The organism is Roseateles sp. (assembly GCF_047654785.1).
Lineage (GTDB): Bacteria > Pseudomonadota > Gammaproteobacteria > Burkholderiales > Burkholderiaceae_C > Pelomonas.
Genome location: NZ_JASGKQ010000002.1, coordinates 873443 through 896247, shown reverse-complemented (window position 1 = coordinate 896247; position 22805 = coordinate 873443). Strand labels below are relative to the sequence as shown.

At 73.3% G+C, this 22805-nt stretch carries 19 protein-coding genes and 1 pseudogene; 9 read left to right on the top strand and 11 right to left on the bottom strand.

From position 1 onward, the window contains the following. The first annotated feature begins 29 nt into the window (after window positions 1-29). Entirely contained in the window at window positions 30-710 is a 681-nt protein-coding gene (locus QM788_RS08630; protein ID WP_415661076.1) for a Bax inhibitor-1/YccA family protein, read from the top strand. A gap of 72 nt (window positions 711-782) precedes the next feature. Continuing rightward, the gene (locus QM788_RS08625) at window positions 783-1943 is read left to right on the top strand and encodes an ATP-binding protein (protein ID WP_415661075.1); all 1161 of its coding nucleotides are present in this window, start codon (window positions 783-785) and stop codon (window positions 1941-1943) included. Window positions 1944-1962: 19 nt separating this feature from the next. Here QM788_RS08625 and QM788_RS08620 read toward each other — a convergent pair whose 3' ends face one another. From QM788_RS08620 to QM788_RS08595, 6 genes are all read right to left on the bottom strand, one after another. Next, the gene (locus QM788_RS08620; protein WP_415661074.1) at window positions 1963-2967 is read right to left on the bottom strand and encodes a transglycosylase SLT domain-containing protein; all 1005 of its coding nucleotides are present in this window, start codon (window positions 2965-2967) and stop codon (window positions 1963-1965) included. Between the two features lie 11 nt (window positions 2968-2978). Beyond that, window positions 2979-4073, bottom strand: a complete 1095-nt coding sequence (locus QM788_RS08615) for an ABC transporter ATP-binding protein (protein WP_415661073.1) — start codon at window positions 4071-4073, stop codon at window positions 2979-2981. A 2-nt stretch (window positions 4074-4075) separates the two neighbouring features. Then, window positions 4076-4885, bottom strand: a complete 810-nt coding sequence (locus tag QM788_RS08610; RefSeq protein ID WP_415661072.1) for a carbohydrate ABC transporter permease — start codon at window positions 4883-4885, stop codon at window positions 4076-4078. Beyond that, complete coding sequence (locus tag QM788_RS08605; RefSeq protein WP_415661071.1) at window positions 4882-5745, bottom strand: carbohydrate ABC transporter permease; 864 nt, start codon at window positions 5743-5745, stop codon at window positions 4882-4884. Before QM788_RS08605 ends, QM788_RS08610 begins: the two co-directional genes overlap by 4 nt. 83 nt (window positions 5746-5828) lie before the next feature. Continuing rightward, a complete protein-coding gene (locus QM788_RS08600; RefSeq protein WP_415661070.1) occupies window positions 5829-7037 on the bottom strand; it encodes an ABC transporter substrate-binding protein in 1209 nt (402 codons plus the stop codon). Then, on the bottom strand, window positions 7034-9202 hold the full coding sequence (locus QM788_RS08595) for a family 20 glycosylhydrolase (RefSeq protein ID WP_415661069.1): 2169 nt from the start codon (window positions 9200-9202) through the stop codon (window positions 7034-7036). Before QM788_RS08595 ends, QM788_RS08600 begins: the two co-directional genes overlap by 4 nt. A gap of 170 nt (window positions 9203-9372) precedes the next feature. Here QM788_RS08595 and QM788_RS08590 point away from each other — a divergent pair, with 170 nt between their 5' ends. The 3 genes from QM788_RS08590 to QM788_RS08580 are packed head-to-tail and all read left to right on the top strand — an operon-like array spanning window position 9373 to window position 12782. Next, on the top strand, window positions 9373-9960 hold the full coding sequence (locus QM788_RS08590; RefSeq protein ID WP_415661068.1) for a cohesin domain-containing protein: 588 nt from the start codon (window positions 9373-9375) through the stop codon (window positions 9958-9960). A gap of 58 nt (window positions 9961-10018) precedes the next feature. Next, window positions 10019-10282, top strand: a complete 264-nt coding sequence (locus QM788_RS08585; protein WP_415661067.1) for a hypothetical protein — start codon at window positions 10019-10021, stop codon at window positions 10280-10282. Between the two features lie 55 nt (window positions 10283-10337). Beyond that, complete coding sequence (locus QM788_RS08580; RefSeq protein WP_415661066.1) at window positions 10338-12782, top strand: hypothetical protein; 2445 nt, start codon at window positions 10338-10340, stop codon at window positions 12780-12782. A 27-nt stretch (window positions 12783-12809) separates the two neighbouring features. Here the strand turns inward: QM788_RS08580 and QM788_RS08575 are convergent. The 3 genes and pseudogenes from QM788_RS08575 to QM788_RS08565 form a co-directional block, all read right to left on the bottom strand. Beyond that, window positions 12810-13031 (bottom strand): annotated as a pseudogene (locus QM788_RS08575) (RidA family protein); the annotation flags it as partial. Further along, on the bottom strand, window positions 13028-13699 hold the full coding sequence (locus QM788_RS08570; RefSeq protein ID WP_415661065.1) for an ion channel: 672 nt from the start codon (window positions 13697-13699) through the stop codon (window positions 13028-13030). The pseudogene QM788_RS08575 and the gene QM788_RS08570, both read right to left, overlap by 4 nt. A gap of 81 nt (window positions 13700-13780) precedes the next feature. Further along, complete coding sequence (locus tag QM788_RS08565) at window positions 13781-14176, bottom strand: RidA family protein (RefSeq protein ID WP_415661064.1); 396 nt, start codon at window positions 14174-14176, stop codon at window positions 13781-13783. Window positions 14177-14259: 83 nt separating this feature from the next. Between QM788_RS08565 and QM788_RS08560 the strand changes: the two genes are divergently transcribed. Beyond that, window positions 14260-15552, top strand: a complete 1293-nt coding sequence (locus QM788_RS08560; RefSeq protein WP_415661063.1) for an alanine racemase — start codon at window positions 14260-14262, stop codon at window positions 15550-15552. Then, window positions 15552-16982 (top strand): N-acyl-D-amino-acid deacylase family protein, encoded by a 1431-nt coding sequence (locus QM788_RS08555; protein ID WP_415661062.1) that lies wholly within the window; start codon window positions 15552-15554, stop codon window positions 16980-16982. Before QM788_RS08560 ends, QM788_RS08555 begins: the two co-directional genes overlap by 1 nt. Here the strand turns inward: QM788_RS08555 and QM788_RS08550 are convergent. Both QM788_RS08550 and QM788_RS08545 read right to left on the bottom strand, forming a co-directional pair. Continuing rightward, the gene (locus QM788_RS08550) at window positions 16963-18339 is read right to left on the bottom strand and encodes a sensor histidine kinase (protein ID WP_415661061.1); all 1377 of its coding nucleotides are present in this window, start codon (window positions 18337-18339) and stop codon (window positions 16963-16965) included. The genes QM788_RS08555 and QM788_RS08550 overlap by 20 nt on opposite strands. A 16-nt stretch (window positions 18340-18355) precedes the next feature. Next, the gene (locus QM788_RS08545) at window positions 18356-19018 is read right to left on the bottom strand and encodes a response regulator transcription factor (RefSeq protein WP_415661060.1); all 663 of its coding nucleotides are present in this window, start codon (window positions 19016-19018) and stop codon (window positions 18356-18358) included. 108 nt (window positions 19019-19126) lie between these two features. On the opposite strand from QM788_RS08545, the gene QM788_RS08540 reads away from it, so the two are divergent. After that, window positions 19127-19813 (top strand): chitinase, encoded by a 687-nt coding sequence (locus tag QM788_RS08540; RefSeq protein WP_415661059.1) that lies wholly within the window; start codon window positions 19127-19129, stop codon window positions 19811-19813. Window positions 19814-19830: 17 nt separating this feature from the next. Next, window positions 19831-22716 (top strand): TonB-dependent receptor, encoded by a 2886-nt coding sequence (locus QM788_RS08535; RefSeq protein ID WP_415661058.1) that lies wholly within the window; start codon window positions 19831-19833, stop codon window positions 22714-22716. Window positions 22717-22805 lie beyond the last annotated feature (89 nt).

Below are 22805 nucleotides of genomic sequence, written 5' to 3'. Positions count from 1 at the left end.
CCTTTCGATCCCCTTCAGGAGAAGCCGCCATGTCCAACGATCCCCGCACCCTGGCGATCGCCACCCCCTACGACGGCGCGGCGCGCGGCGCCGCGCACCGCGTGCTGCGCAACACCTACGCGCTGCTATCGCTGACGCTGCTGTTCAGCGCCGCCGTCGCGGCCGCGGCCGTCGCGTTCCAGCTGCCGGCGCCGGGCCTGGTGCTGACGCTGCTGGCCTACTTCGGCCTGCTGTTCGGCATCCACAAGCTGAAGAACCGAGGCGCCGCCGTCGGCCTGGTGTTCGCGCTGACCGGCTTCATGGGCTGGACGCTGGGCCCGCTGCTCACCCGCACGCTGTCGCTGCCGGCCGGCGGCCAGGCGGTGGCGCTGGCGCTGGGCGCCACCGGCGCCGTGTTCCTGGCGCTGTCGGCCTACGCCACCACCACCCGGCGCGACCTGTCGTGGCTGGGCGGCTTCCTGTTCGCGGGCATGGTGGTCGCGCTGCTGGCGGGGCTGGCCGCGATGTTCTTCCAGATCCCGGCGCTGGCGCTGACGGTCTCCGCCGTCGTCGCGCTGCTGTCGGCCGGCCTGATCCTGTACGAAACGCAGCAGATCGTGAACGGCGGCGAGACCAACTACGTGCTGGCCACGGTCAGCCTGTTCGTGTCCGTGTTCAACCTGTTCACCAGCCTGCTGCACCTGTTCGGCTACGGCGGGTCGGGCGACTGACGCCGGCGGCCGCTGCGCCGCCTGCAAGCTTTCATCATTGCAAATTGAGCCTCGAAAGCTCAAAATGCAACGATGATCATCCGCCACGCCCAGGCCCGCCTGGTCCAGCGCATGAGCCGCTCGCCGGCCGTGCTGCTGCTGGGGCCGCGCCAGGTGGGCAAGAGCACGCTGGCCCGGGCGGTGGCCGCCGGCCAGCCCGGCGCCGTGGTGCTGGATCTGGAGCGCGCCTCCGACCGCGCCCAGCTGGCCGAGCCCGAGCTGTTCTTCGCCCGCCACCGCGAACACCTGGTGGTGCTGGACGAGGTGCAGCTGATGCCCGGCCTGTTCAGCGCGCTGCGTCCCGAGATCGACGCGCAGCGCCGGCCCGGGCGCTTTCTGCTGCTGGGCTCCGCCTCCGGCGAGCTGCTGCGCCAGAAGAGCGAGAGCCTGGCCGGCCGCATCAGTTACCTGGAACTGCCGCCGGTGCTGGCGCTGGAGCAGCCCGACGACCTCGCCGCGCTGCAGCGGCTGTGGCTGCGCGGCGGCTTCCCGCTGAGCCTGCTGGCGCCCGACGAGGCGGCGTCGTTCGAGTGGCGGCGCGACTTCATCGAGAGCTTCCTGCTGCGCGACCTGGCGCAGATGGGCGTGCGCGTGGCCGCCGAGAGCCTGCACCGCTTCTGGCGCATGCAGGCGCATCTGCAGGGCCAGCGCTTCAACGCCTCGGCGCTGGGCATGTCGCTCGGCGGCCTGGCCCACACCACCGTGGCGCGCTACCTGGACACGCTGGTCGACGCGCTGATGCTGCGCCGGCTGGAGCCGGTGCTGCCCAAGCTCGGCAAGCGCCTGGTCAAGTCGCCCAAGGTCTATGTGCGCGACAGCGGGCTGGTGCATGCGCTGCTCGGCATCGCCGACCTGGACGCGCTGCAGGGCCACCCCATCGTCGGCGCGTCGTGGGAGGGCTTCGTCATCGAGCAGATTGCCGCCGCGCTCCCGCCCGGCGCGCAGATCGGCTACTACCGCACCGCCGCCGGCACCGAGATGGACGTGGTGGTCAGCCACGGCCAGCGCACGCTGGGCTTCGAGGTCAAGTTCTCCACCGCGCCCACCGTCACCAAGGGCTTCTGGACCGCCATCGACGACCTGAAGCTGGACGCCGCCTTCGTCGTCGCCCCCATCGCCCGGGCCTTCCCGCTCAGGGGCGGCGTGGAGGTGATCGGCGTGCACGGCCTGCCGGCGGCGCTGGGCCGGCCGTGAGCCGCGGCGCGGCGGCGGGTCAGCGCGCCAGCAGGATGCTCTGCATCCTCGCCTTCACGCGCTGCACCATGGGCGAAGCGGCGGTGACGCTGGCGTCGTAGGGGTGCAGCCGCTGGCCGCCCAGCGCGGCCATGATCTTGCGCACGTACTGCCGCGTCTCGGCATAGGGCGGCACGCCCAGGTAGCGGTCCACCGCGCCCTCGCCGGCGTTGTAGCCGGCCAGCGCCAGCATCACGTCGCCCTCGAAGTAGGCCAGCAGCCAGCGCAGGTAGGCCATGCCGGCGCGGATGTTCTGCGACGGGTCGCGCAGCCGCGTGACGCGGAAGCGCGCCGCCGTGTCGGGCATCAGCTGCATCAGGCCCTGCGCCTTCTTGGGCGACTCGGCCAGCGGGTCGAAGTTGGACTCCTGCGCCATCACGGCCAGCACCAGCGCGGGCGAGAGCTGGAACTCCGGCGCCACCAGCTTCACGTAGTTGGCGATGGCCGGCGGCGCCTGCGGCGGCAGCGGCAGCGTGGCCCACAGCGCGCCGGGCTTGCCGGCGCCGCGCTGCGGCACCGGCGGGGCGGCGGCCACCGGCGGGTCGGTGTCGGGCGGACGCAGGCAGGGCGGCGGGTCGCCCAGCGGCGTGCCGCCCAGGCGGGCCAGCATGTTCTGCGCCTGCGCCATGCCCTGCTCGGCGGCGGCGGCGAACAGGTGGGCGGCCTCGGCGTCGTTGCGCTGGATGCCGCGCGCGTTGGTCAGCATCCAGCCCAGGCTGTACTGGGCCTCGGCGTCGCCGTAGCGGGCGGCGCGGCAGTACAGCTTCGCGGCGGCCACCTCGTCGCGCGCGATGCCGTCGCCGTACTCCAGCGCCTTGGCCTCCTGCCGCCAGCGCTCCACCTGGGCCGGCACCACCGGGCCGCGCTCGCCGGGCGGCATCGCCGGGCGGGGCAGCTGCTCCAGCGTCAGCACCGGCGCGGACGCGGGCAATTGCGCCAGCGCCGCCAGCGGCATGAACAACAGCGGAAGAAACCAGGCTTTCACGGCCCGGGAGTCTAGAGCCGCTCGCCGGTCGCCTCGTCGAACACCAGCAGGTCGGCCGCCGGCAGCTGCAGGTCGAGCACCTGGCCGGGCCGCAGGTCGGGCCAGCCCGCGCAGCGCCAGTGCAGCCGGTGCTCGCCCAGCTGCAGCTGCACCAGGCTGTCCACGCCGGTGGGCTCCACCAGCAGCACCGGCGCGCGCAGCGTCAGCGCCGGGCCGCCGGCCTCGGTGCGCAGCGACTCGGCCCGCCAGCCCAGCAGCAGCGGCCGGCCCAGCAGGCGCGCGGGGTCGGGCAGCACCGCGCGCCAGCGCACCGGCCCGGCGCCGCGCAGCAGCAGCGTGAACTCGCCCTCGGGCTCCAGCCGCGCGGGCAGCAGGTTCATCGCCGGGCTGGACAGGAACTGCGCGACGAACAGGTTGGCCGGCCGCTGGTAGACCTGCTGCGGCGTGCCCAGCTGCTGCAGCCGGCCCGCCTTCAGCACGGCGATGCGCTGGCCCAGCGTCATCGCCTCGGTCTGGTCGTGCGTCACGTAGACGGCGCTGCGGCCCACGCGCTGGTGCAGCAGCTTGATCTCGCTGCGCATCTCGGCGCGCAGCTGCGCGTCGAGGTTGGACAGCGGCTCGTCGAACAGGAACAGCCGCGGCTGGCGCGCCAGCGCCCGGCCCATGGCCACGCGCTGGCGCTGGCCGCCGGACAGCTGCGCCGGTCGCCGGTCCAGCAGGCCCTGCAGCTGCAGCAACCGCGCCACCTCCAGCACGCGCGCGTCGCGCCTCGCGCGCGGCCAGCCCTGCATCTCCAGGCCGAAGCCGATGTTCTCGGCCACGCTCATGTGCGGGTACAGCGCGTAGTTCTGGAACACCATGGCGATGTCGCGCTCGCGCGGGCTCAGGCGCTCGATGCGGCGGCCGTCCAGGTGGATCTCGCCCGCCTCGTGCGGCTGCAGCCCGGCGATGACGCCCAGCAGCGACGACTTGCCGCAGCCCGACGGGCCCACCAGGATCAGCATCTCGCCCGGGTCCAACGCAACGCTCACGTCGTCCAGGATGGTGAGCGCGCCCACGCGCCGCGTCAGCCCGCGCACCTGCAGGCCGGTGGCTTCATCAGTCATCGTCATCCTTTCACCGCGCCGGCCACCAGCCCGCGCGTGAAGTGCCGCCCGGCCAGCAGGTACACCGCCAGCGTGGGCGCGGCCGCCAGCAGCGCCGCCGCCATCTCCAGCGGGTAGGCGCGGGCGCCGGTCTCGGTCTGCGCGCTCAGCTGCGCCAGCGCGGCGGTGATGGGCCGCGCGCCCTCCGGCCCGAACACCAGGCCGAACAGGTACTCGTTCCAGATCGTCGTGAACTGCAGGATCAGCACGACCACGAAGATCGGCCGCGACAGCGGCAGCACCACCCGCCACAGCAGCCGCCAGAAGCCCGCGCCGTCCAGCCGCGCGGCCTGCAGCAGCTCGTCCGGGAAGGCCAGGAAATGGTTGCGGAAGAACAGCGCCAGCGGCACGCTGTAGATCACGTGGATGGCGATCAGCAGGCCCAGCGAGCGCTCCAGCCCGAGCTTGGCCATCGTGATCGCCAGCGGCAGCAGGTAGACCTTGATCGGCAGGAAGAACGCCAGCACCAGCAGCAGCCCCACCCAGCGCTCGCCCTTGAAGCGGTATTTGCACAGCACGAAGCCGTTCAGCGCCGCCAGCAGCGCCGACAGCCCCACCGCCGGCACCGCCAGCATCAGGCTGACGGCGAAGCTGCCCGAGAGCTGTGCCCAGGCCTGCCGCCACGCCGCCAGGCCCGGCTCGCGCGGCAGCGCCAGGAAGCCCTGCTGCGCCTCGCCCGGGCTCTTGAAGCTGTTCATCAGCATCAGCGCCAGCGGCAGCGCGATCAGCAGCGCGGCGGCGACGGCCAGCGCGTGGTGCAGCGCGCGCTTCATGCCGCCGCCCTGCGCGAACGCAGCACCGCATAAGGCAGCGCGATGGACAGCACCATCATCACCAGCACCATCGCGCTGGCCGCGCCCAGGCCCAGCCGGCTGCGCTCGAAGGCCATCTGGAACATGTAGAACGCCGGCAGCTCGCTGGCCTGGCCCGGGCCGCCCTCGGTGAGCACGACGACCAGGTCGAAGGTCTTGATCGCCGCCGGCAGCAGCACCAGCAGCGCCGAGAACAGGCTGGGCCCGAGCTGCGGCAGGATGACGCGCCGCAGCAGCCGCCAGCCGGTCGCGCCGTCCAGCCGCGCGGCCTGCAGCATGGACTCGTCGATGCCGCGCAGCCCCGCCAGGAACACCGCCATCACGAAGCCGCTGATCTGCCACACGGCCGCCACCACCAGCGCGTAGACGGCCATCTCCTCCTGCGCCAGCCAGTCCCAGCGGAAGCCCGTCCAGCCTAAAGCGCGCACGCCTTCCGCGAGGCCCTGCTCCGGGTCCATCAGCCAGCGCCAGGCGCTGCCGGTGACCACCATGGACAGCGCCATCGGGTGCAGGTAGATCCAGCGCAGCGCGCCCTCGCCGCGCAGCTTCTGGTCCAGCAGCAGCGCCAGGCCCAGGCCGATCAACAGCGGCAGCACGACGAAGCCGGCGCCGAAGCGCAGCAAATTCCACAGCGCGGCCTGCCAGCGCGGGTCCGCCAGCAGGCGCTCGTACTGCGCCAGGCCGACGAACTCCTGGCTGGGCATCAGGTTGGAGCGCGTCAGCGACAGCCAGCCCGTCCACAGCAGGAAGCCGTAGAAGAACACCGCGCCGACCAGCAGCAGCGGCACGAGACAGGCCAGGGCCGTGCGGCGCTCGGCCATGTCAGCGCCGCCCGGCCGCCCGCAGGCGCTGACGCGAGCCCTCGGCGGGCCGCGGACGATGTGAGTGGCGAGGCTTCATCGCGTCAATCCGCCTGCCGCAGCGCCAGCGCCAGGCGCTTCTGCGCCTGCTGCACCGTCATGCGCTCGCTGGCCCAATAGGCCGACAGCACGTCGCGCAGGCCGCCGTAGGCGCTCTCGCCCAGGCGGGCGCTGAGCGCCAGCGTCAGCTCGCCGCGCGCCTCGCCGGCGCGGAAGTCCGCGGCCGAGCGCCGCGCGCAGGCGTTGAAGCCGCCCAGGTCCGCGTCGCCCCGCACCGGGATGCCGCCCTTCAGCCGCGCGAGCTGCGCCGAGACCTGCGGCTGCAGCAGCGCGCCGGCCAGCCGCTGCTGCGCACCCAGGCGCGCGGGCTGGGCGAAGAACACGATGCGGTCGAACTCGAAGTAGTGCAGGCCGCCGTTGCCGGGCGCGGCGCTGCAGTCGTAGTCCACGCCCGGCTGCCAGCCGGCCTTCTGGAACTCGCCGTTGGCCCAGTCGCCGGTGAACTGGAACACGGCCTTGCCCTGCAGCAGCAGCGCGGTCGCGCCGGCCCAGTCGCGGCTGACCTGGCCGGCGTCCGTGTAGGCCTTCAGCGCGCGGAACTCGCGCAGCAGCGCGGCCATGCGCTCGCCGGCCAGAAGCGCCGGGTCGGCCTGCACCAGCGCGCGCTCGAAGAAGTCGCGCCCTGCGCGGCCCAGCACCACGGCGACGAACAGGCTGAGCTTCTGCCCCGCCGAGCTGCCGAGGGCCAGCGGCAGCAGGCCCGCGGCGCGCAGCTGCGCGGCGGCGCGGTGGAAGGCGTCCCAGTCCTGCGGCACGGCCAGGCCGTGGGCGCGCAGCAGGCGCTGGTTGCTCCACAGCGTGTTGAGGCGGTGCACGTTCAGCGGCACGGCGGCGGGGCGGCCGGCATCGCGCAGCTCGGCGGCGATGGCCCGCGGCAGCGCGGCGAGCTGCGCGTCGACGGCGGCGCCCAGGTCCGCCAGCGGCACGGCCTCGGACCAGATGCGCAGCGGCTTGTCCGTCTGCGCCAGCTCGGGCGGGTGGCCGGACAGGAAGCGCGCCTTCAGCAGCGTGCTGGCGTTGGACGCGCCGGCCACGGCCGTGACCTTCAGGTCCACGCCGGCCCGCCGGGCGGCCGCCGACAGCTCGGCCACCATCGCGGCCTCGCTGCCGGAGGTCCAGCTGTGCAGCAGTTCCAGGTCGGCGGCCCGGGCGGGGCCGGCCAGCAGCGCGGCGATGACGAGCAGCCGCCTCATGCCAGCGCGTCCAGGCGGTGCTGCAGCGGCTGGACGAGGGCGGGCAGCATCTCGTCCACCAGCGCGGCGGCCTCGTGCAGGCGCCGCTGCGCATCGGCGGGGCGCTCGCCGGCCCACAGCGCCTGGCCCAGCGCGAACAGCCCGTCCAGCACCGCCAGCAGCGGCAGCGCGGGCGCGAGGCGGGGCGACGCGGCCAGCAGCGCCCGCCACGCGGGCAGCTGGGCGCGGGCCTCGGCCAGCGCGGCGCGCCATGCGGGCGCGTCCTCCTGCTGCAGCGCGGCCATCAGCGGGCTCTCGGCGGGCAGCGCGTCGGCCAGGCGGTCCAGCGGCTCGCCCTGGTGGTAGCGGCCGGCGCGCTTCTTCGCATGCTGGCGCGCATAGCCGGCGCCGGGCTCCAGCCACAGCGCCAGCGCGCGCAGCCGCTGGCGCTCGGCCGGGTCCGGGCACAGCGCCTCGAACAGCGACGCGGCGGGGTCGGCGGCGATGCGGCCGGTGGCCACCAGCCAGCGCTGCGCGGCGGCCAGGCGCCGGGCCAGCTGCCGCTCGTCGGCCGGGTCGCTCCACAGCCGCTCGGCCACGGCCAGCAGGCGCGGCCAGCAGCGCAGCGCGAGCTGCGGCGCCTCCACCAGCTCGGCCCACAGCGCGGCCTCGCCGCCCAGCACCGGCACCGCGGCGGCGGGCGCGTCGGCGGGCCAGGCGGGCGCTTCGGGCGCCTCGGCCAGCGGGCGGAAGGCGCAGCGCTGGCGCAGCGCGCCCAGGCGCAGCCAGCCCGTGGCCTCGCCGTCGCGCGGCGCCCAGAGCTCCAGCTCGCCGAGGTCGCTGTCCACGCGCCAGCGGCCCGGGGCCACGGGCCGGGGCGCCAGCCATTCGTCCAGCGTGCCGCTGCTGCGCAGGTGCAGGCGGGCGCCTTCGCGGCCCCCCTCGTGCGGCCACAGCCGGCCCGCCACCGCCCAGGTGCCGACCTCGGCCGCCAGCGCCCAGCCGGTGGCGCCCGCGGCGGGCGCGGCGGGGCGCGCGGGCAGCCGCAGCGGCCGGCGCCAGTGGTAGGCGGCGGGGTGGATCTGGTCCAGGTAGAAGCCGGCGCTGCGCAGCCGCCCGGCCAGGCCCGGCGGGGCCAGGCGCAGGGCCTCGTCGCCGCGCCAGCACTGCAGCACGCTGCCCGGCGGCAGCGCGGTGGACTCGCCCATCTCGTCCCACGCGACGAGCCGCCGGCCGTGGCGCTGCAGCAGCGCGCCGACGCGGGCGAGGTAGCGCGCCTGCAGCTCGGCCAGCGTGCTGCCCTGGCGCGCGGCCAGCGCCGTCCATGCGGCCGGCGCCATCTCGTCGCCGCCCAGGTGCAGCCAGGGGTCGGGGAAGACGTCGGCCCACTCGCCGAGCAGGCCGTCGAGGAAGCCGTACAGCGCGTCGCCGCCGGGGTCCACCGCCGCGCCGAACACGCCGAAGCCGGGCTGCGGCGCGGTCGGCGCGGGCGGGCACAGCAACTCGGGGCAGGCCAGGCCCAGCGCCCAGCAGTGGCCGGGCAGGTCCAGCTCGGGCACGACGCGGATGCCGCGCGCCGCGGCCTCGGCCACCAGCGCGCGGGCCTGCGCCAGCGTGTAGAAAAAGCCGCCGCTCGCCCGCCCGTGCAGCGCCGTGCAGCGCCGCGATTCGAGCCGCCAGGCCTGGTCGTCCGTCAGGTGCCAGTGCAGCACGTTCAGCCGCGCGGCGGCCATGCCGTCCAGCAGGCGCAGCAGCGCGTCGAACGGCAGCGGCCGACGCGCCACGTCCACCAGCAGGCCGCGCCAGGGGTGGCGGGGCGCGTCGTCGACCTGCAGCGCCGGCAGCTCGCGCAGGCCGGCCTCGCGCGCCGCCTGCCACAGTTGCGACAGCGCATGCAGGCCATGGCCCACGCCGGCCGGCGTGGCGGCCTGCAGATGCACGGCATCGGCGCCCAGCCGCAGGCGGAAGGACTCGTCGTCACCCAGCCGCGGCGGCCGCGGCGCCAACGCCGGCAGCAGCAGCCGCGCCGCGCCGGGCGACTCGTCGGCCGGCAGCAGCGCCCGCAGCCCCGGCGGCAGGCCCTGCAGGCCGCGCAGCCCGGCCGCCGCCGGCCCGGCGCCGGGCAGCAGGGTCAGGCCTTGCGGCTGGAACAGCAGCGCGGCGGTGATCGACGACGGATCGGGCATGCGGCGATCTTGGCCCGGCTCGGCTAGGGGCCGCCTCAAGCCCATCTGAAGGTTGTCTCAAGATCCGGCCCCTACCTTGGCACACGTTCCCACTAATGAGGATGCCCGCCAACCATCCCTTCACCTACGCTGCGCTCCGCCTCAACCACCAGCCGAACGGAGGACGCATGATGGGTTTTCGCCAAATCCTGGCCTCGGCGGCGTTGCTGCTGGCATGCGCCGCGCAGGCCGGCACCGTCAGCCTGGTGCCCTCGACCACCACGCTGACCGCCGGGCAGTCGCTGTCGGTGGACATCATGCTCGACGACCTCGCGCCGGGGCAGTCCATCGCGGCGTTCGACATCGACCTGGTTTTCAACGCCGCCGTGCTGGCGGTGAACGGCGTGAGCTTCGGCAGCGCGCTGGGCGTGGACGGCATCGACCAGTTCACCGACGCCGTGCTGAGCACCGGGCGTATCGACCTCGCGGCCGTGTCCCTGCTGGTCGACACCGAGCTGCTGGCCGCACAGGGCGGCGCCTTCGCGCTGGCAACGCTGAGCTTCCTGACGCTGGACGCGGGCCTGGCCAACCTGCAGTTGGACACGGCCACCTGGCCGGGCCCGATGTTCGGCGACGCCTTCGGCGATGCGGTCACGGTGGCGGTGGGCGCGCAACCCGCCATCCGCGTGACGGCGGCCACCCACGGCATTCCCGAGCCCGGCTCACTGGCGTTGGCCGCGCTCGCGCTGGGCCTGCTCGCCGTACCGCGCCGGCGCTGAAACTTCGGCCAGCGCAGGCGCCACATTGGCCCGGGCCATGTCACCACGCCTGCTGACGGTGGCCCCCATCGCCCTGCTGGCCGCAGCGGTGCTCGCGGCGCGCCTGTCGGGCAACGACAAGGCACCGCTGCTGGTGCTGTCGGCCCTGGCGCTGCTGGCCCTGCTGCTGCTGGCGGGCACCGCCATGGCATGGCTGGGCCGCAGCGCGGCGGCCAAGGCCCTGGCGCAGGGCGCGGCGCTGGCGCTGGCCTATGCAGGGCTGGTACTCGTGCTCGCACGATGGCGGTGGATAGACCCCTTGAACTGGTTGGGACTGCGCTGAGCCTGCGGCCCTCCCGCCCTGCTGCACCGGACAGGCAATCCACGAAAGGCAAGCCATGCACCCACTCGCCCGCGGCACCGTCCGCTCGCTGCTCGCCCTCGCTGCGGCCGCCGCCCTGCAGCCGGCTGCGGCGTTCAAGCCCACCGCCGAGTTCGGCCACGTAGGCATCGTGCGCGACGCACTCGCGCGCATCTCGGTGCCATCCACCGACGGCGTGAGCACCTGGCGCTTCTCGGAGCGCGCCATCCTGCAAGTCCGCGACGCCACCGCCGGCGTGGACGAGATCGTGTCGGACCGCGGCGAGCTGACCGTCCCGACGGCGCACTGCGACGACGAATTGCTACCGGAATGCACTCGACGCATCATCGAGATCAAGACCCGCGTGATCGCCCTGCTCAGCCGCGAAACGCCGGACGGCGACGGCGCCCGGCGCGAGATCGGGCGCGCGCTGCACACGCTGCAGGACTTCTTCTCCCACAGCAACTGGATCAACATCTCCGGCGGCGACCCGGGCCTGGGCATCAACGTGCTACCGCGCCTGGCCGCCAACCAGGACACCTGCGAGCGCGGCCTCTCATCGCTGGGCTCCGGCACGCTGGCGGGCCTGGGCCTCAGCACCACGACCACCGGCTACTTCAGCCTGGTGCTCGCACCGCCCGATGGCAAATGCAACCACGGCCTCGGGCTGGACCCGGGCATCCATAAGGACGAACCCGGCCGGACCGGCCATGCGGCGGCGCGCGCGGCGGCGGTCAACGCCACCGAGGGCCTGATCCGGCAGGTGCTCGCGGCGCCGGGCGTCGCCGGCAACGAGCGCGCGATACGCGCCTTCCTGGACGTGCGCGGCGCGGTGGGCTTCATCGTCGACACCACCGGCAGCATGGGCAGCGTGATCGCCGGCGTGAAGTCCTCCATCGGGCGCATCGTCACCGCCGTGGCTGGCGGCGCCAACCCGCCAGACCGCTACGTGCTGGTGGACTTCAACGACCCGAGCGTGAGTAGCGCCACCGTCACCGCCAACGCGCCCACGCTGCTGAGCGCGGCCAACGCGCTGTTCGCCTCGGGCGGCGATGACTGCCCAGAGCTGGCCATGACCGGCGCGCTGCGCGCCGTGAACGCCTCACCCGACGCCTCACAGCTCTACCTGTTCACCGACGCCAGCGCCAAGGATTCGGGGCTGGCTGGCAACGTCATCACCCAGGCGCGGGCCAAACAGATCACCATCAGCTTCCTGACCTTCGGCTCCTGCTCGCCCATCGACCCCGCCTACTACGCCATCGCCGGCGAGACCGGCGGCCAGGTCTACGAGCTGGCCCGCACCACCGCCGAGACCGAGAAGATCTTCGGGCTGGTGAACCCCTACGTCGCCGGCAACCCCAAGCCCGTCTTCATCGGCCGCGGACCGATAGGCGGTAGCCGCAGCATCGAGTTCCCCATCGACCCCGCCGCCACCAGCCTGCAAGTCTCGGCCGCCGTCGGCGCCGGCTCGACGGCGCGGCTGCTCAACCCCGCAGGCCGCGAGGTCGCCGCTGGCCAGCCGGGCGTCACCATCACGCCCGTCGCCGGTGGCACGCTGTTCGCGGTGACCGCGCCCGCGCCTGGCACCTGGCGCGTGGTGCTGGCGGGCACCGGCAGCTTCGACCTGTCCGTCACTGCAGACAGCCCCATCGAACTGAACCGCTTCCAGTTCGTCGAGAGCCGCGGCCGCGAGGGCCACGCCGGCCTGTTCCCGATCAAGTCGCAGCCGCTGGCCGGCGCCGTGCAGCAGTCGCGCGCGACGCTGCTGGGCCCCGTGGCCAGCGCGAACTTCCGCCTGGTGTCGGAGGCAGGCAGCCTCATCGCCGAGCTGCCCACCACGCAGGGCGGCGAGCTGAACGCCGATGAATGGGCCGCCAGCTTCCTGCTGCCCGCCCAGCAGTTCCGCGTGCAGGTGGCCGGCCTCGACGGCGGCGGCAAGGCCTATCTGCGCACCTATCCCCAACTGTTCCTCGGGCGCACGGTGAAGGTGGAGGCGCTGGGTGGCGGCTTCGGCAACTTCGCGCCGGGCCGGAACACCGTGGTGCGCTTCCAGGTCACCAACCTGGGTGCCACCGACACCTTCACGGCCACCGTGGCCGACGAACGCGGCTTCGTGCGCGCGGCCACGCCCGCCATCGCCACGCTGGCGCCCAACCAGTCGCGCGTCATCGACGTGCCCGTCGTCATCCCGGCCAGCGCCGCCGTGGGCACCACCAACAACATCTCGCTCAGCGTGAAGGGCGCGTCCAGCGCCAACGGCTCGGTGTTCACACAGATCGTGCGCGCCGCCAGCATCCCCGGCGACGTGGACAACGACGGCGACGTGGACCGCGATGACGTGGCCATCATCTTCGCGTCGCGCAACCAGCCGGCATCGGGGCCGGCCGACCCGCGCGATCTCGACGGCGACGGCCGCATCACCGTGCTCGACGGCCGCAAGTCCACGCTGCTGTGCACGCGGCCATCGTGCCGGCGGGACTGACCGGGGCGCTACGCCACCCAGGTCGACCTTGCAGACGTCGGCCAGCGTCGCGCCCGCCAGCGCCAGCGCGGCCTCCAGGTTGGTGAACACCTGGCGCGTCTGCGCCTCGATGCCGCCGTCGACGATCTGGCCCTGCGCGTCCACCGGCACCTGGCCGGACACGTAGACGAAATCGCCCGCGCGCACGGCGGGCGGCAGGGGGCGAGGCTGACGGTCGCTGGACGTGGGCCCAGTGCCGCGGCCGGTCAGCGGCGCTGCAGCGTCAGCCCGACCAGGCGCGACACCACGGCGGCCAGGTACATCACGCCGACGAACATCTCCAGGCTGGCCAGCCCGCGCGCCAGCGGCCGCAGCGGGATCACGTCGCCGATGCCGGTGCTGGACAGCAGCGCGAAGCTCAGGAACATCAGCTCCGTCCAGCTGCGCGGCTGCCCGGGGTCCACGGCCGCCGCGAAGCTGCCGGGCTGCACGGCCTGCAGCACGACGAAGCCGTGCGCGAAGCCCCAGGCCAGCAGCGTGAAGGTGGCGCCGGCGGCGAACAGCTCGTCGGTGGTGGCGCGCATGTCGCCCATCATGTAGGCCACCAGGCTGCCGGCCGCGTAGAAATAGAACAGCGCCTCCAGCGCCGCCGACCAGGGCAGCAGCCCGCGCAGGTCCAGCAGGGCCTGCAGCAGCAGCAGGACGATGGCCGGCAGCGCCAGGCCCACGCTCAGCCAGGTGAGCCCCGGCGTGCGCCGCACCATGCGTGTCGTCACCACCAGCACCGCGATGCCGAAGGCGCTCAGCGCCAGCGGCCCGGCGCGCGTCGACTCCAGCAGCGGATAGAGCAGCAGGCCGGCGAGCTGCACCACCAGCAGGATGGCCGACGGATGGCGCCGCGTGAGCGCGAGGAACACCAGATGGCGGGGAACGGGCATGGCGGGATTGTGCGGGCCGCCACCCCGCCGCCGCCCAGAGCTTGAGAGCCTTTCGGCCGTGGCCGAAAAGCTCTCAAGCTCTCAGGCCAGCGGCCGGTAGGCCACGACGTCGATCTCCACCTTGGCCGGGATCATCAGCCGCGACTCGACCGTCGAGCGCGCCGGCTTGCCGCCGGGGAAATAGCCCATGTAGACGCGGTTGAACGCACCGAAGTCGCGCGCGTCCTCCAGCCACACGCCGACCTTGCAGACGTCCGCCAGCGTCGCGCCGGCCAGCGCCAGCGCGGCCTCCAGGTTGGCGAACACCTGGCGCGTCTGCGCCTCGATGCCGCCGCCGACGATGTGGCCCTGCGCGTCCACCGGCACCTGGCCGGACACGTAGACGAAATCGCCCGCGCGCACGGCGGGCGACAGGGGGCGGGGCTGGCGGTCGCTGGCCGTGGGCTCGGCGCCGAGGAACTGGAGGGGCGTGGTCATGGCGCGGCAGTCTGGTGCGCCGCACCCACCCGCGCAAGCCCGGCCTTTAGACGCCCTTCAGACTCCCCGGCGATGATCGCGCCATGACCTCCGACGACACCCCCCGCGACGGCTGGCTGGGCCCGTGGCTGAAGGGCTTTCCGGCGCTCGAGTCCCCGCTGCCGCTGGCCGACGTGGCGCGGCGCGGCTGGCGGCTGGGCGAGCTGCCCACGCCGCTGGCCGTCGTGCGCCAGGCGGCGCTGGCGCACAACATCGCCTGGATGCAGGACTTCGCCGCCCAGCGTGGCGTGCAGCTCGCGCCGCACGGCAAGACGACGATGAGCCCGCAGCTGTTCCGCCGCCAGCTGGACGCCGGCGCCTGGGGGCTGACCTTCGCCAACGTGCACCAGCTGCGCCTGGGCCTGGCCGCCGGCGCGCGGCGCGCGCTGATCGCCAACCAGCTCGTCGGCGCGGCGGACCTGGCCGAGCTGCTCGACCTGCGCCGCCGCCACCCGGGGCTGGAGCTGGCCTTCTTCGTCGATTCGCCCGCGCAGCTGGACCTGATCGCGTCGCACTGGGCCGCGCTCGGCGCGGGCGAGGCGCGGCTGGACGTGCTGATCGAGCTGGGCACCACGCGCTGCGGCCTGCGCGAGCACGGCCCGGCGCTGGCGCTGGCCCGCGCGCTGAAACGCCACCCGGCGCTGCGGCTGCGCGGCGTGGGCTTCTACGAGGGCCTGCAGGTGCGGGGCGAGACCGCGCCCGACACGGCGCTGATGCAGCAGTGGCAGGCGCGCGTGGAGGCGCTGCTCGCCGCCATCGAGACCGAGGACCTGCTGGACGACGACGCGCGGCCGCTGTGGCTGAGCGGCGGCGGCTCGGCGCTGTTCGACCTGGTGGCGCCGGTGCTGGCCGGCCCGCCCGGGCCGGCGTCGCGGCTGGGCCTGCTGCGCTCGGGCTGCTATGTGTGCCACGACCATGCGCACTACGGCCGCTACCTGCGGGCGATGGACGAGCGCCTGGGCACGCCGCTGGGCGCGCCCAGCCTGCGGCCGGCGCTGGAGGTGTGGACCCAGGTGCTGTCCTGCCCCGAGCCGGGGCTGGCGCTGCTGAACGCGGGGCGGCGCGACGTGTCGTTCGACCAGACGATGCCGGTGCCCGTGTGGCACCTGCGCGGCGGCGCGCGCGTGGCGGCGCCGGCGGGCTGGCAGGTGACGGGCCTGAACGACCAGCACGCCTACCTGCGCTGGGACCCGGCCGCGGGCGGCGGCCCGGCCGTGGGCGAGCGCGTGGCGCTGGGGCCGTCGCACCCCTGCACCACGTTCGACAAATGGGCCTGGCTGGCCGTGGCGGACGAGGACGACCGCGTGGTGGACGCGCTGACGACGCACTTCGGCTGATGCTGCTGCACGACGCGCTGATCGTGGACGGCAGCGGCGCGCCCGCGTGGCGCGGCGACGTGCTGCTGGACGGCGGCCGCATCGCCGCGCTGGGCGCCGCGCTGCCGGTGGCCGCCGACGTGCCGCGCCGCGACTGCGCCGGCCTGGCGCTGGCGCCGGGCTTCATCGACGCGCACAGCCACGACGACGCCGCGCTGATCGCCACGCCCGCCATGCACCCCAAGCTCAGCCAGGGCGTGACCACGGTGGTCACCGGCAACTGCGGCATCTCGCTGGCGCCGCTGGCCACGCCGGACCCGCCGCCGCCGCTGAACCTGCTGGCGCGCGAGCAGTTCCGCCACGCCTCCTTCGCCGCCTGGCGCGACGCGGTGGACGCCGCGCGGCCGGCCGTCAACGCGGTGGGCCTGGTGGGCCACACGGCGCTGCGGCTGCGCTGCATGGCCGACCCCGGCCGCCCCGCCACGGCCGCCGAGCGCGAGGCCATGGCCGCGCTGCTGGACGAGGCCATGCGCGACGGCGCGGCCGGCCTGTCCTCCGGCACCTTCTACGCGCCGGCCGCGGCGGCGGACGGCGCCGAGCTGCTGGCGCTGGCCCGCGTGGCCGCGCGGCACGGCGGCGTCTACGCGGTACACCTGCGCGACGAGATGGCCGGCGTGCTGGACGCCATCCAGGAGGCCGCCGACTGCGCGCACGCCGCCGGGCTGCCGCTGGTCATCTCCCACCACAAATGCGCCGGCCGCGCGCAGTGGGGCCGCAGCCTGCAGACGCTGGCGCTGATCGAGCGGCTGGCCGAACGCCAGGCGCTGGGGCTGGACGTCTACCCCTACCTCGCCGGCTCCACGGTGCTGCGCGAGGACCTGGCGGACGGCCTCACGCCGATCCGCCTGACCTGGAGCGAGGCCCACCCCGAGCTGGCCGGCCGCTGGCTGGCCGACATCGCGCGCGACTGGGGCTGCCGCGAGCCCGAGGCCGTGGTGCGGCTGCAGCCGGGCGGCGCCTGCTACTTCCAGATGTGCGAGGCCGACGTGGACCGCATCCTGACGCACCCGCTGGCCATGATCGGCTCCGACGGGCTGCCGCACGACCGCTTCCCGCACCCGCGGCTGTGGGGCGCGTTCCCGCGCGTGTGGGCGCACTACGGCCGCGAGCGCGGGCTGCTGACGCTGGAGCAGGCCGTGCACAAGATGACCGGGCTGACGGCGCAGCGTTTCGGCCTGCGCGACCGCGGCCTGCTGCGCGCGGGCGCGGCGGCGGACCTGGTGCTGTTCGACCCCGCCCGCCTGGCCGACCGCAGCGACTACGGCGACCCCTGCGTCCCCGCCGACGGCCTCGCGGCCGTGTGGGTGAACGGCGCGCTGGCGCTGGACGGCCGCACCCCCCAGGCCCGCGCGGGCCGCGTGCTGGCGCGCACTACGCCAGCGGCAGGCTGACGCACACCGTCAGGCCGCGGCCGCCCGGGCCGTCCCGCAGCTTCACGGTGGCGCCGTGCTGCGCGGCGGCGCGCTCGACGATGGTCAGCCCCAGGCCGCTGCCGGGGCCGTGCTGGTCGCCCTGCAGGCGCACGAAGCGCTCGAACACGCGCTCGCGCAGCTCGGGCGGGATGCCGGGGCCGGCATCGCTGACGGTGAGCGTCACGGCCCCGGCCGCCTCGGCGAGCGTGACGGTGACGTGGCCGCCCGCAGGCGAGTACTTGATGGCGTTGTCGACGAGGTTGTCCACCAGGCTGCACAGGGACTCGCGGTTCAGCCACATCAGCCGCTGCTCGGGCGCCACCAGCTCCAGCTCCACGCGGCGGCGCAGCGCCAGGTCCACCGCCAGCGCGATGCGCTCGCGCACCAGCTCGGCCAGGTCCAGCCGCACCTTGCTGAGGTCCAGCGTGTCCGCGCCCGAGCGGGCCAGCGCCAGCAGCTGGTGGACGGTGTGCGTGGCGCGCTGCACGCCCAGGCGCAGGCGTTCGCGCGCCTCGTCGCGGGCGCGGCCGTCGGGCTGGTCCAGCCCTTCGGCGCCGAGCTGGATGACGGCCAGCGGCGTCTTCAGCTCGTGCGCCGCGTCGGCCAGGAACTCGTGCTCGCGGTCCAGCCGCTGCTGCAGCCGCGCCATCAGCGAGTTGACGGCGTTGACCAGCGGCGCCAGCTCCACGTAGCGCGTGGCGGGCAGCGGCGTGAGGTCCTGCGCGGAGCGCGCGGAGATCTGGTCGCCGATGCGCTTGAGCGGCGCGAAGCCGAGGCGGAAGAGCAGCCACAGCGGCAGCGCCAGCAGCGGCAGGCCGTACAGCAGCGGACGTGCGTAGTAGCTCAGGCCGGCGAGGCTGAAGTGCCAGTCGCCGGGGCGCTCCTGCCAGCGGCGCACCACCAGGCCGCGGGCGTCGTCGCGCACCTCGGTGTAGAGCCAGCGCTCGTCCTGGCCCGGCTCGCTCTCCTGCGGCAGCACGCGGCTGCGGCCGCTCAGGTCGGGCAGGAACTCGGCGACCACCTCGCCGTGCGAGAGCACCTGCAGCACCCGGAACGGCGTGCGGTGGCCCTTGAGCTGCCATTCGCGCTCGCGCATGCCCTCCAGCGCCAGCAGCGCCGGCCGCAGCGCGGCGGCGTCCGCCTGCGTGCCCCGCGCGCGCTCCAGCACCAGCTCGGCCCACAGGATGTTCTCGGCCTGGCCGTTCCTCACCTGCAGCACGCGGATGTCGATGAGTTCGCGCGCGACCAGCACCAGCCAGATCAGGAAGAGCACGCAGAACACGGCGCCCAGGCTGCGCCGGAACAGAGAGCGCTGCGGGACCTCAGCGGCGGTCATCGGCACGCACCGGCGCTCAGCCGCGCTCGACCAGGTAGCCCACGCCGCGCACCGTGCGGATGTAGCCCTCGCCGATCTTGCGGCGCAGGTTGGAGATGTGGACGTCCAGGCTGCGCCCGTCCATCTGGCAGGGCGCGCGGTTCTCCAGCTGGCGGCGCGTGACGACGCGGTCGGGCAGCTTGATGAGCGTCAGCAGCAGGCTGAATTCGGTGCGCGACAGCGGCACGCGCTCCTGCCCGCGCCGCACCTCCATGCGGGGTTCGTCCAGCACCAGGTCGCGCAGCTGCCATTCGGCGGGCTGGTCGGCTGCGTCGTCGCCCTGGGTACGCCGCACGACGGCGCGCAGCCGCGCCAGCAGCTCGGAGCCGGCGAAGGGCTTGACGAGGTAGTCGTCCGCGCCGCCGTCCAGGCCGTCCAGGCGGTCCTCGATGGCGTCGCGCGCGGTGATGACGAGGATCGGCAGCTTGCGGTGGCTGCGGCGCAGGCTGCGCAGCAGCTCCATGCCGTCGCCGTCGGGCAGGCCCAGGTCCATGACGACCGCGTCGAACCCGCCCTCGGCGATCCACAGCCGCACGTCGGCGATGCGGCGCAGCCACATCACGTCATGGTCGGCGTTCTGCAGCAGGGCCTGCAGTGAGCGGCCCAGTTCCAGATCGTCTTCGAGCAGGCAGATTCGCATGCCGGCACTGTAGTGAGATTCGCGTTAAGGCGGCCTTAACACACCGTTGAAGCAGCGCATAGGCACCCGGCCGGACAGTCCAGCCATCCGCTGACACCCGCCCCGCCCATGCTCCGTGCCCTCGCGCTCCTGCCGTTGCTGCTGCCGCTGGCCGCCACCGCCGGCTCGCCCTTCCTGCCCAGCCGCGCACAGTTCGACGCGCTCTTCCCGGAGCGCATCGCGTTCTACACCTACGAGGGCTTCGTCGAGGCGGTGCGCCAGACGCCCGGCTTCGCCGACGCCGACAGCGACACCGAGCGCCGCCAGGAGATGGCGGCCTTCCTGGGCCAGATCGCGCACGAGTCCGACCAACTGCGCGCCCAGCGCGAGTACCGCCGCGAGAACTGGGGCAACTACTGCCGCGACGATGCCCGCCTGTCCTGCGCGCCCGGCCAGCAGTACTACGGGCGCGGCCCGATTCAACTGAGCTGGAACTACCAGTACAAGGCGGCCGGAGACTTCCTTGGCATCGACCTGTGGGCCGACCCCGACCGCGTGGCGCGCGACTCCACCGTGGCCTGGCGCACGGCGCTGTGGTACTGGATGACGCAGCCCGGCGAGTCCAGGGCGCCCGCACACGCGGCGCTGCGCGGCGGCCAGGGCTTCGCGGCCACCACCCGCGCCATCAACGGCCCGCTGGAATGCGACAAGCCGGGGGACGCCGAGGCCCTGCGCAAGAACAAGCGCCGTATCGATTTCTACAAGCACGCCAGCCAGATGTTTGGCGTCCCCCTGTTGCACCCGCTGGGGTGCTGATCACCCGGAGATCAACCATGCGAGAGAAGAAGACGATGCACAGCCAGTCCGCCATCGCAGCCGCCGTGCTGCTGAGCCTGAGCCTGCCGGCCCAGGCGCAGGAGGCGCCCAAGAAGGCCGACCCGGCCGCCAACACGCTGGAAACGGTCGTCGTCACCGGCATCCGCGCCAGCATCCAGAAGGCGCTGGAGACCAAGCGCAACGCCGACTCCATCGTGGACGTCATCACCGCCGAGGACGTGGGCAAGTTCCCCGCGACCAACGTGGCGGAGGCGATCACCGTGGTCCCCGGCGTGACCATCGACAAGGCCTTCGGCCAGGGCGAGAAGGTCTCCATCCTGGGCACCGACCCGGCGCTCAACCGCACCCTGCTGAACGGCCAGACCGTGGCCTCGGCCGACTGGTTCATCACCGACCAGCCGGGCCGCACCTTCAACTACTCGCTGCTGGCGCCGCAGCTCGTCAGCAAGGTCGAGGTGTACAAGTCGCCGGAAGCCTGGATGGACGAAGGCTCCATCGGCGGCACCGTGAACATCTCGACGCGCAAGCCGCTGGACCTGAAGGGCCTGACGGTGAACCTCGCGGGCGCCTACCTCTACAACGACCGCATCGGCGGCGGCAAGCCCTCGCTGTCCGGCCTGCTCGGCTGGAAGAACGACAGCGGCACCTTCGGCGTGCTGCTGTCCGCGCAGCGCTCCGAGGAGCAGATCCGCCGCGATGGCGTCGAGAGCTACGGCACGGTGCGCGGCAGCAACTACATCAATGGCGGCGGCGGCTCGAACTCGATCACCAGCACCACGACCAACTGGGCCACCGACCCGCCGACCGAAATGCCGCCGAGCTGCGTGGGCGCCTGCGCCACCACCCTGCTGGCCAACCCGAACGCCGTGACGCCGAACTCCATCAGCGCCCACTACTTCGAACAGCAGCGCACGCGCGACACGCTGTCGCTGGGCCTGCAGTTCAAGCCGCACAAGAACCTGGACATCGAGTACAACCATCTCAACGTCAAGGCCAAGTTCGACAACATCAGCCACTCGATGTTTGCCTTCAACGGCAACGAGTACAACGGCCTGGGCCACATGACCGACCTGACCGTGGACGGCGGCGTCATCACCAAGGCCTCGTTCCGCAATGCGCTGACGGTCTACGACCTCATCAACCGCCTGGCGACCGTGGACACCAAGTCCGACGACCTCAAGCTGAGCTGGAAGGACACCCGCTGGTTCGCGTCGGCCCACCTCGGCCATTCCAAGGCCACCGGCGGCACCGGCCGCCAGGTGTTCGGCGAGTTCCTCAACAAGGCCCACTACAGCTACGACCTGACCGGCAAGACGCCGAAGCTGAACTTCCACGGCTACCAGACCGGCGAGGTCGAAGACATCGCCCGGCACTTCCCGCCGGCCCGCGACGGCAGCCCGTTCCAGGACCCGGCGGCCTTCAACATCACCGGCGGCGGCCCGGATCCGTGGCACACCAACGCGCCCACCGCCACCAACTGGCGCCCGGGCTGGGGCGGCAACATCGTCACCAAGCCGACCCGGGACGAGGAGAAGTACTTCCAGGCCGACGGCGGCCTCAAGTTCGACGGCTCGCCGATCTACCAGGTCCGCTTCGGCATCAAGCACCGCGCGCATGAAACCGAGCAGTCCATGGCCGGCGTGTCGCTGAATGCGATCAAGGGCTATGGCGACGTCAGCGCCAGCCAGTTCGCGCCCAAGTCGCTGCCGGGCAACTACCTCTCCGGCTTCGGCGACGTGGGCGACCTCAGCAACCGCTTCATGATCGACGGCTGGAAGCTGGCCGACTACATCCTCGACGGCAAGTGGATGGCCCCGTGGCAGACCATGCCGGCCCCGAGCACCTTCACCGATGCCTCCTACGCCGCCAACACCTGGACGGTGAAGGAGAAGATCGACGCCGCCTACGTGCAGGCCGACTACGCCGCCGACCGCCTGCGCGGCAACTTCGGCCTGCGCGCGGTACGCACCGAATCGGAAAGCACCAGCTGGCAGTGCATCGGCCACGTCAACTGCACCTCGACCTACCTGCCCAACAACGGCGTCCACAAATACGTCCAGGCCACCACGAAGAAGAAGTACACCGAGGTGCTGCCGAACGTGAACCTCGTCTACGAGCCCAACGACGAATGGGTGCTGCGCGCCTCGGCGGCGAAGGTGATCTCGCGCCCGAACTACGGCGACATGTCCACCTACCTGTGGCTGAGCGACGTGACCCGCACCGGCGGCGGCGGCAACCCGGACCTGGAGCCGTACAAGTCCACCAACCTGGACATCTCGGCCGAGTGGTACTTCGCCAAGAACGCCATCCTCGCCGGCACGGTGTTCCACAAGAAGGTGGACGACTACATCCTGGTCAGCACGCAGAAGGAACAGCACTTCAACCAGAACCGGGGCGAGGTCACCGAGTACGACATCGCGCGCCCGAACAATGCCGGCAGCGGCACCATCAAGGGCTTCTCGCTGGCCTACCAGGGCAACCTGGGCTACGGCTTCGGCGTGCTGACGAACTACACCTTCGCCGACGCCAAGGGCCAGAACGGGTCGCGCCTGCCGTTCAACTCCAAGCACCAGCTGAGCGTGAGCCCCTTCTTCGAGAACGACCTCGTGAGCGCCCGCGTCACCTACTCGCAACGCTCCAAGTACTACACCCAGGCCGACCGCGGCAACTTCCTGGTGACCGACGGCCACAAGTCGCTGGACGCCAGCATCGGCTTCAAGATCAGCCAGCAGCTGAGCCTGTCACTGGACGGCATGAACCTGACCGACAGCGAGTACCGCTCCTACGCCGAGGTGCCGGGCGTGGCCGACACCGAGAAGCTGGTGCGCGGCCTCTACCGCACCGGCCGGCGCTACATGGCCTCGCTGCGCTTCACGTACTGAGGCGCCGCCCCGGCAGGCCCGGCGGCGATCTGCGATCCTCGTTGTGGCAGTCCCTGCTGCCTCACGTTGGGCGGCCCGGCATCCGGGCC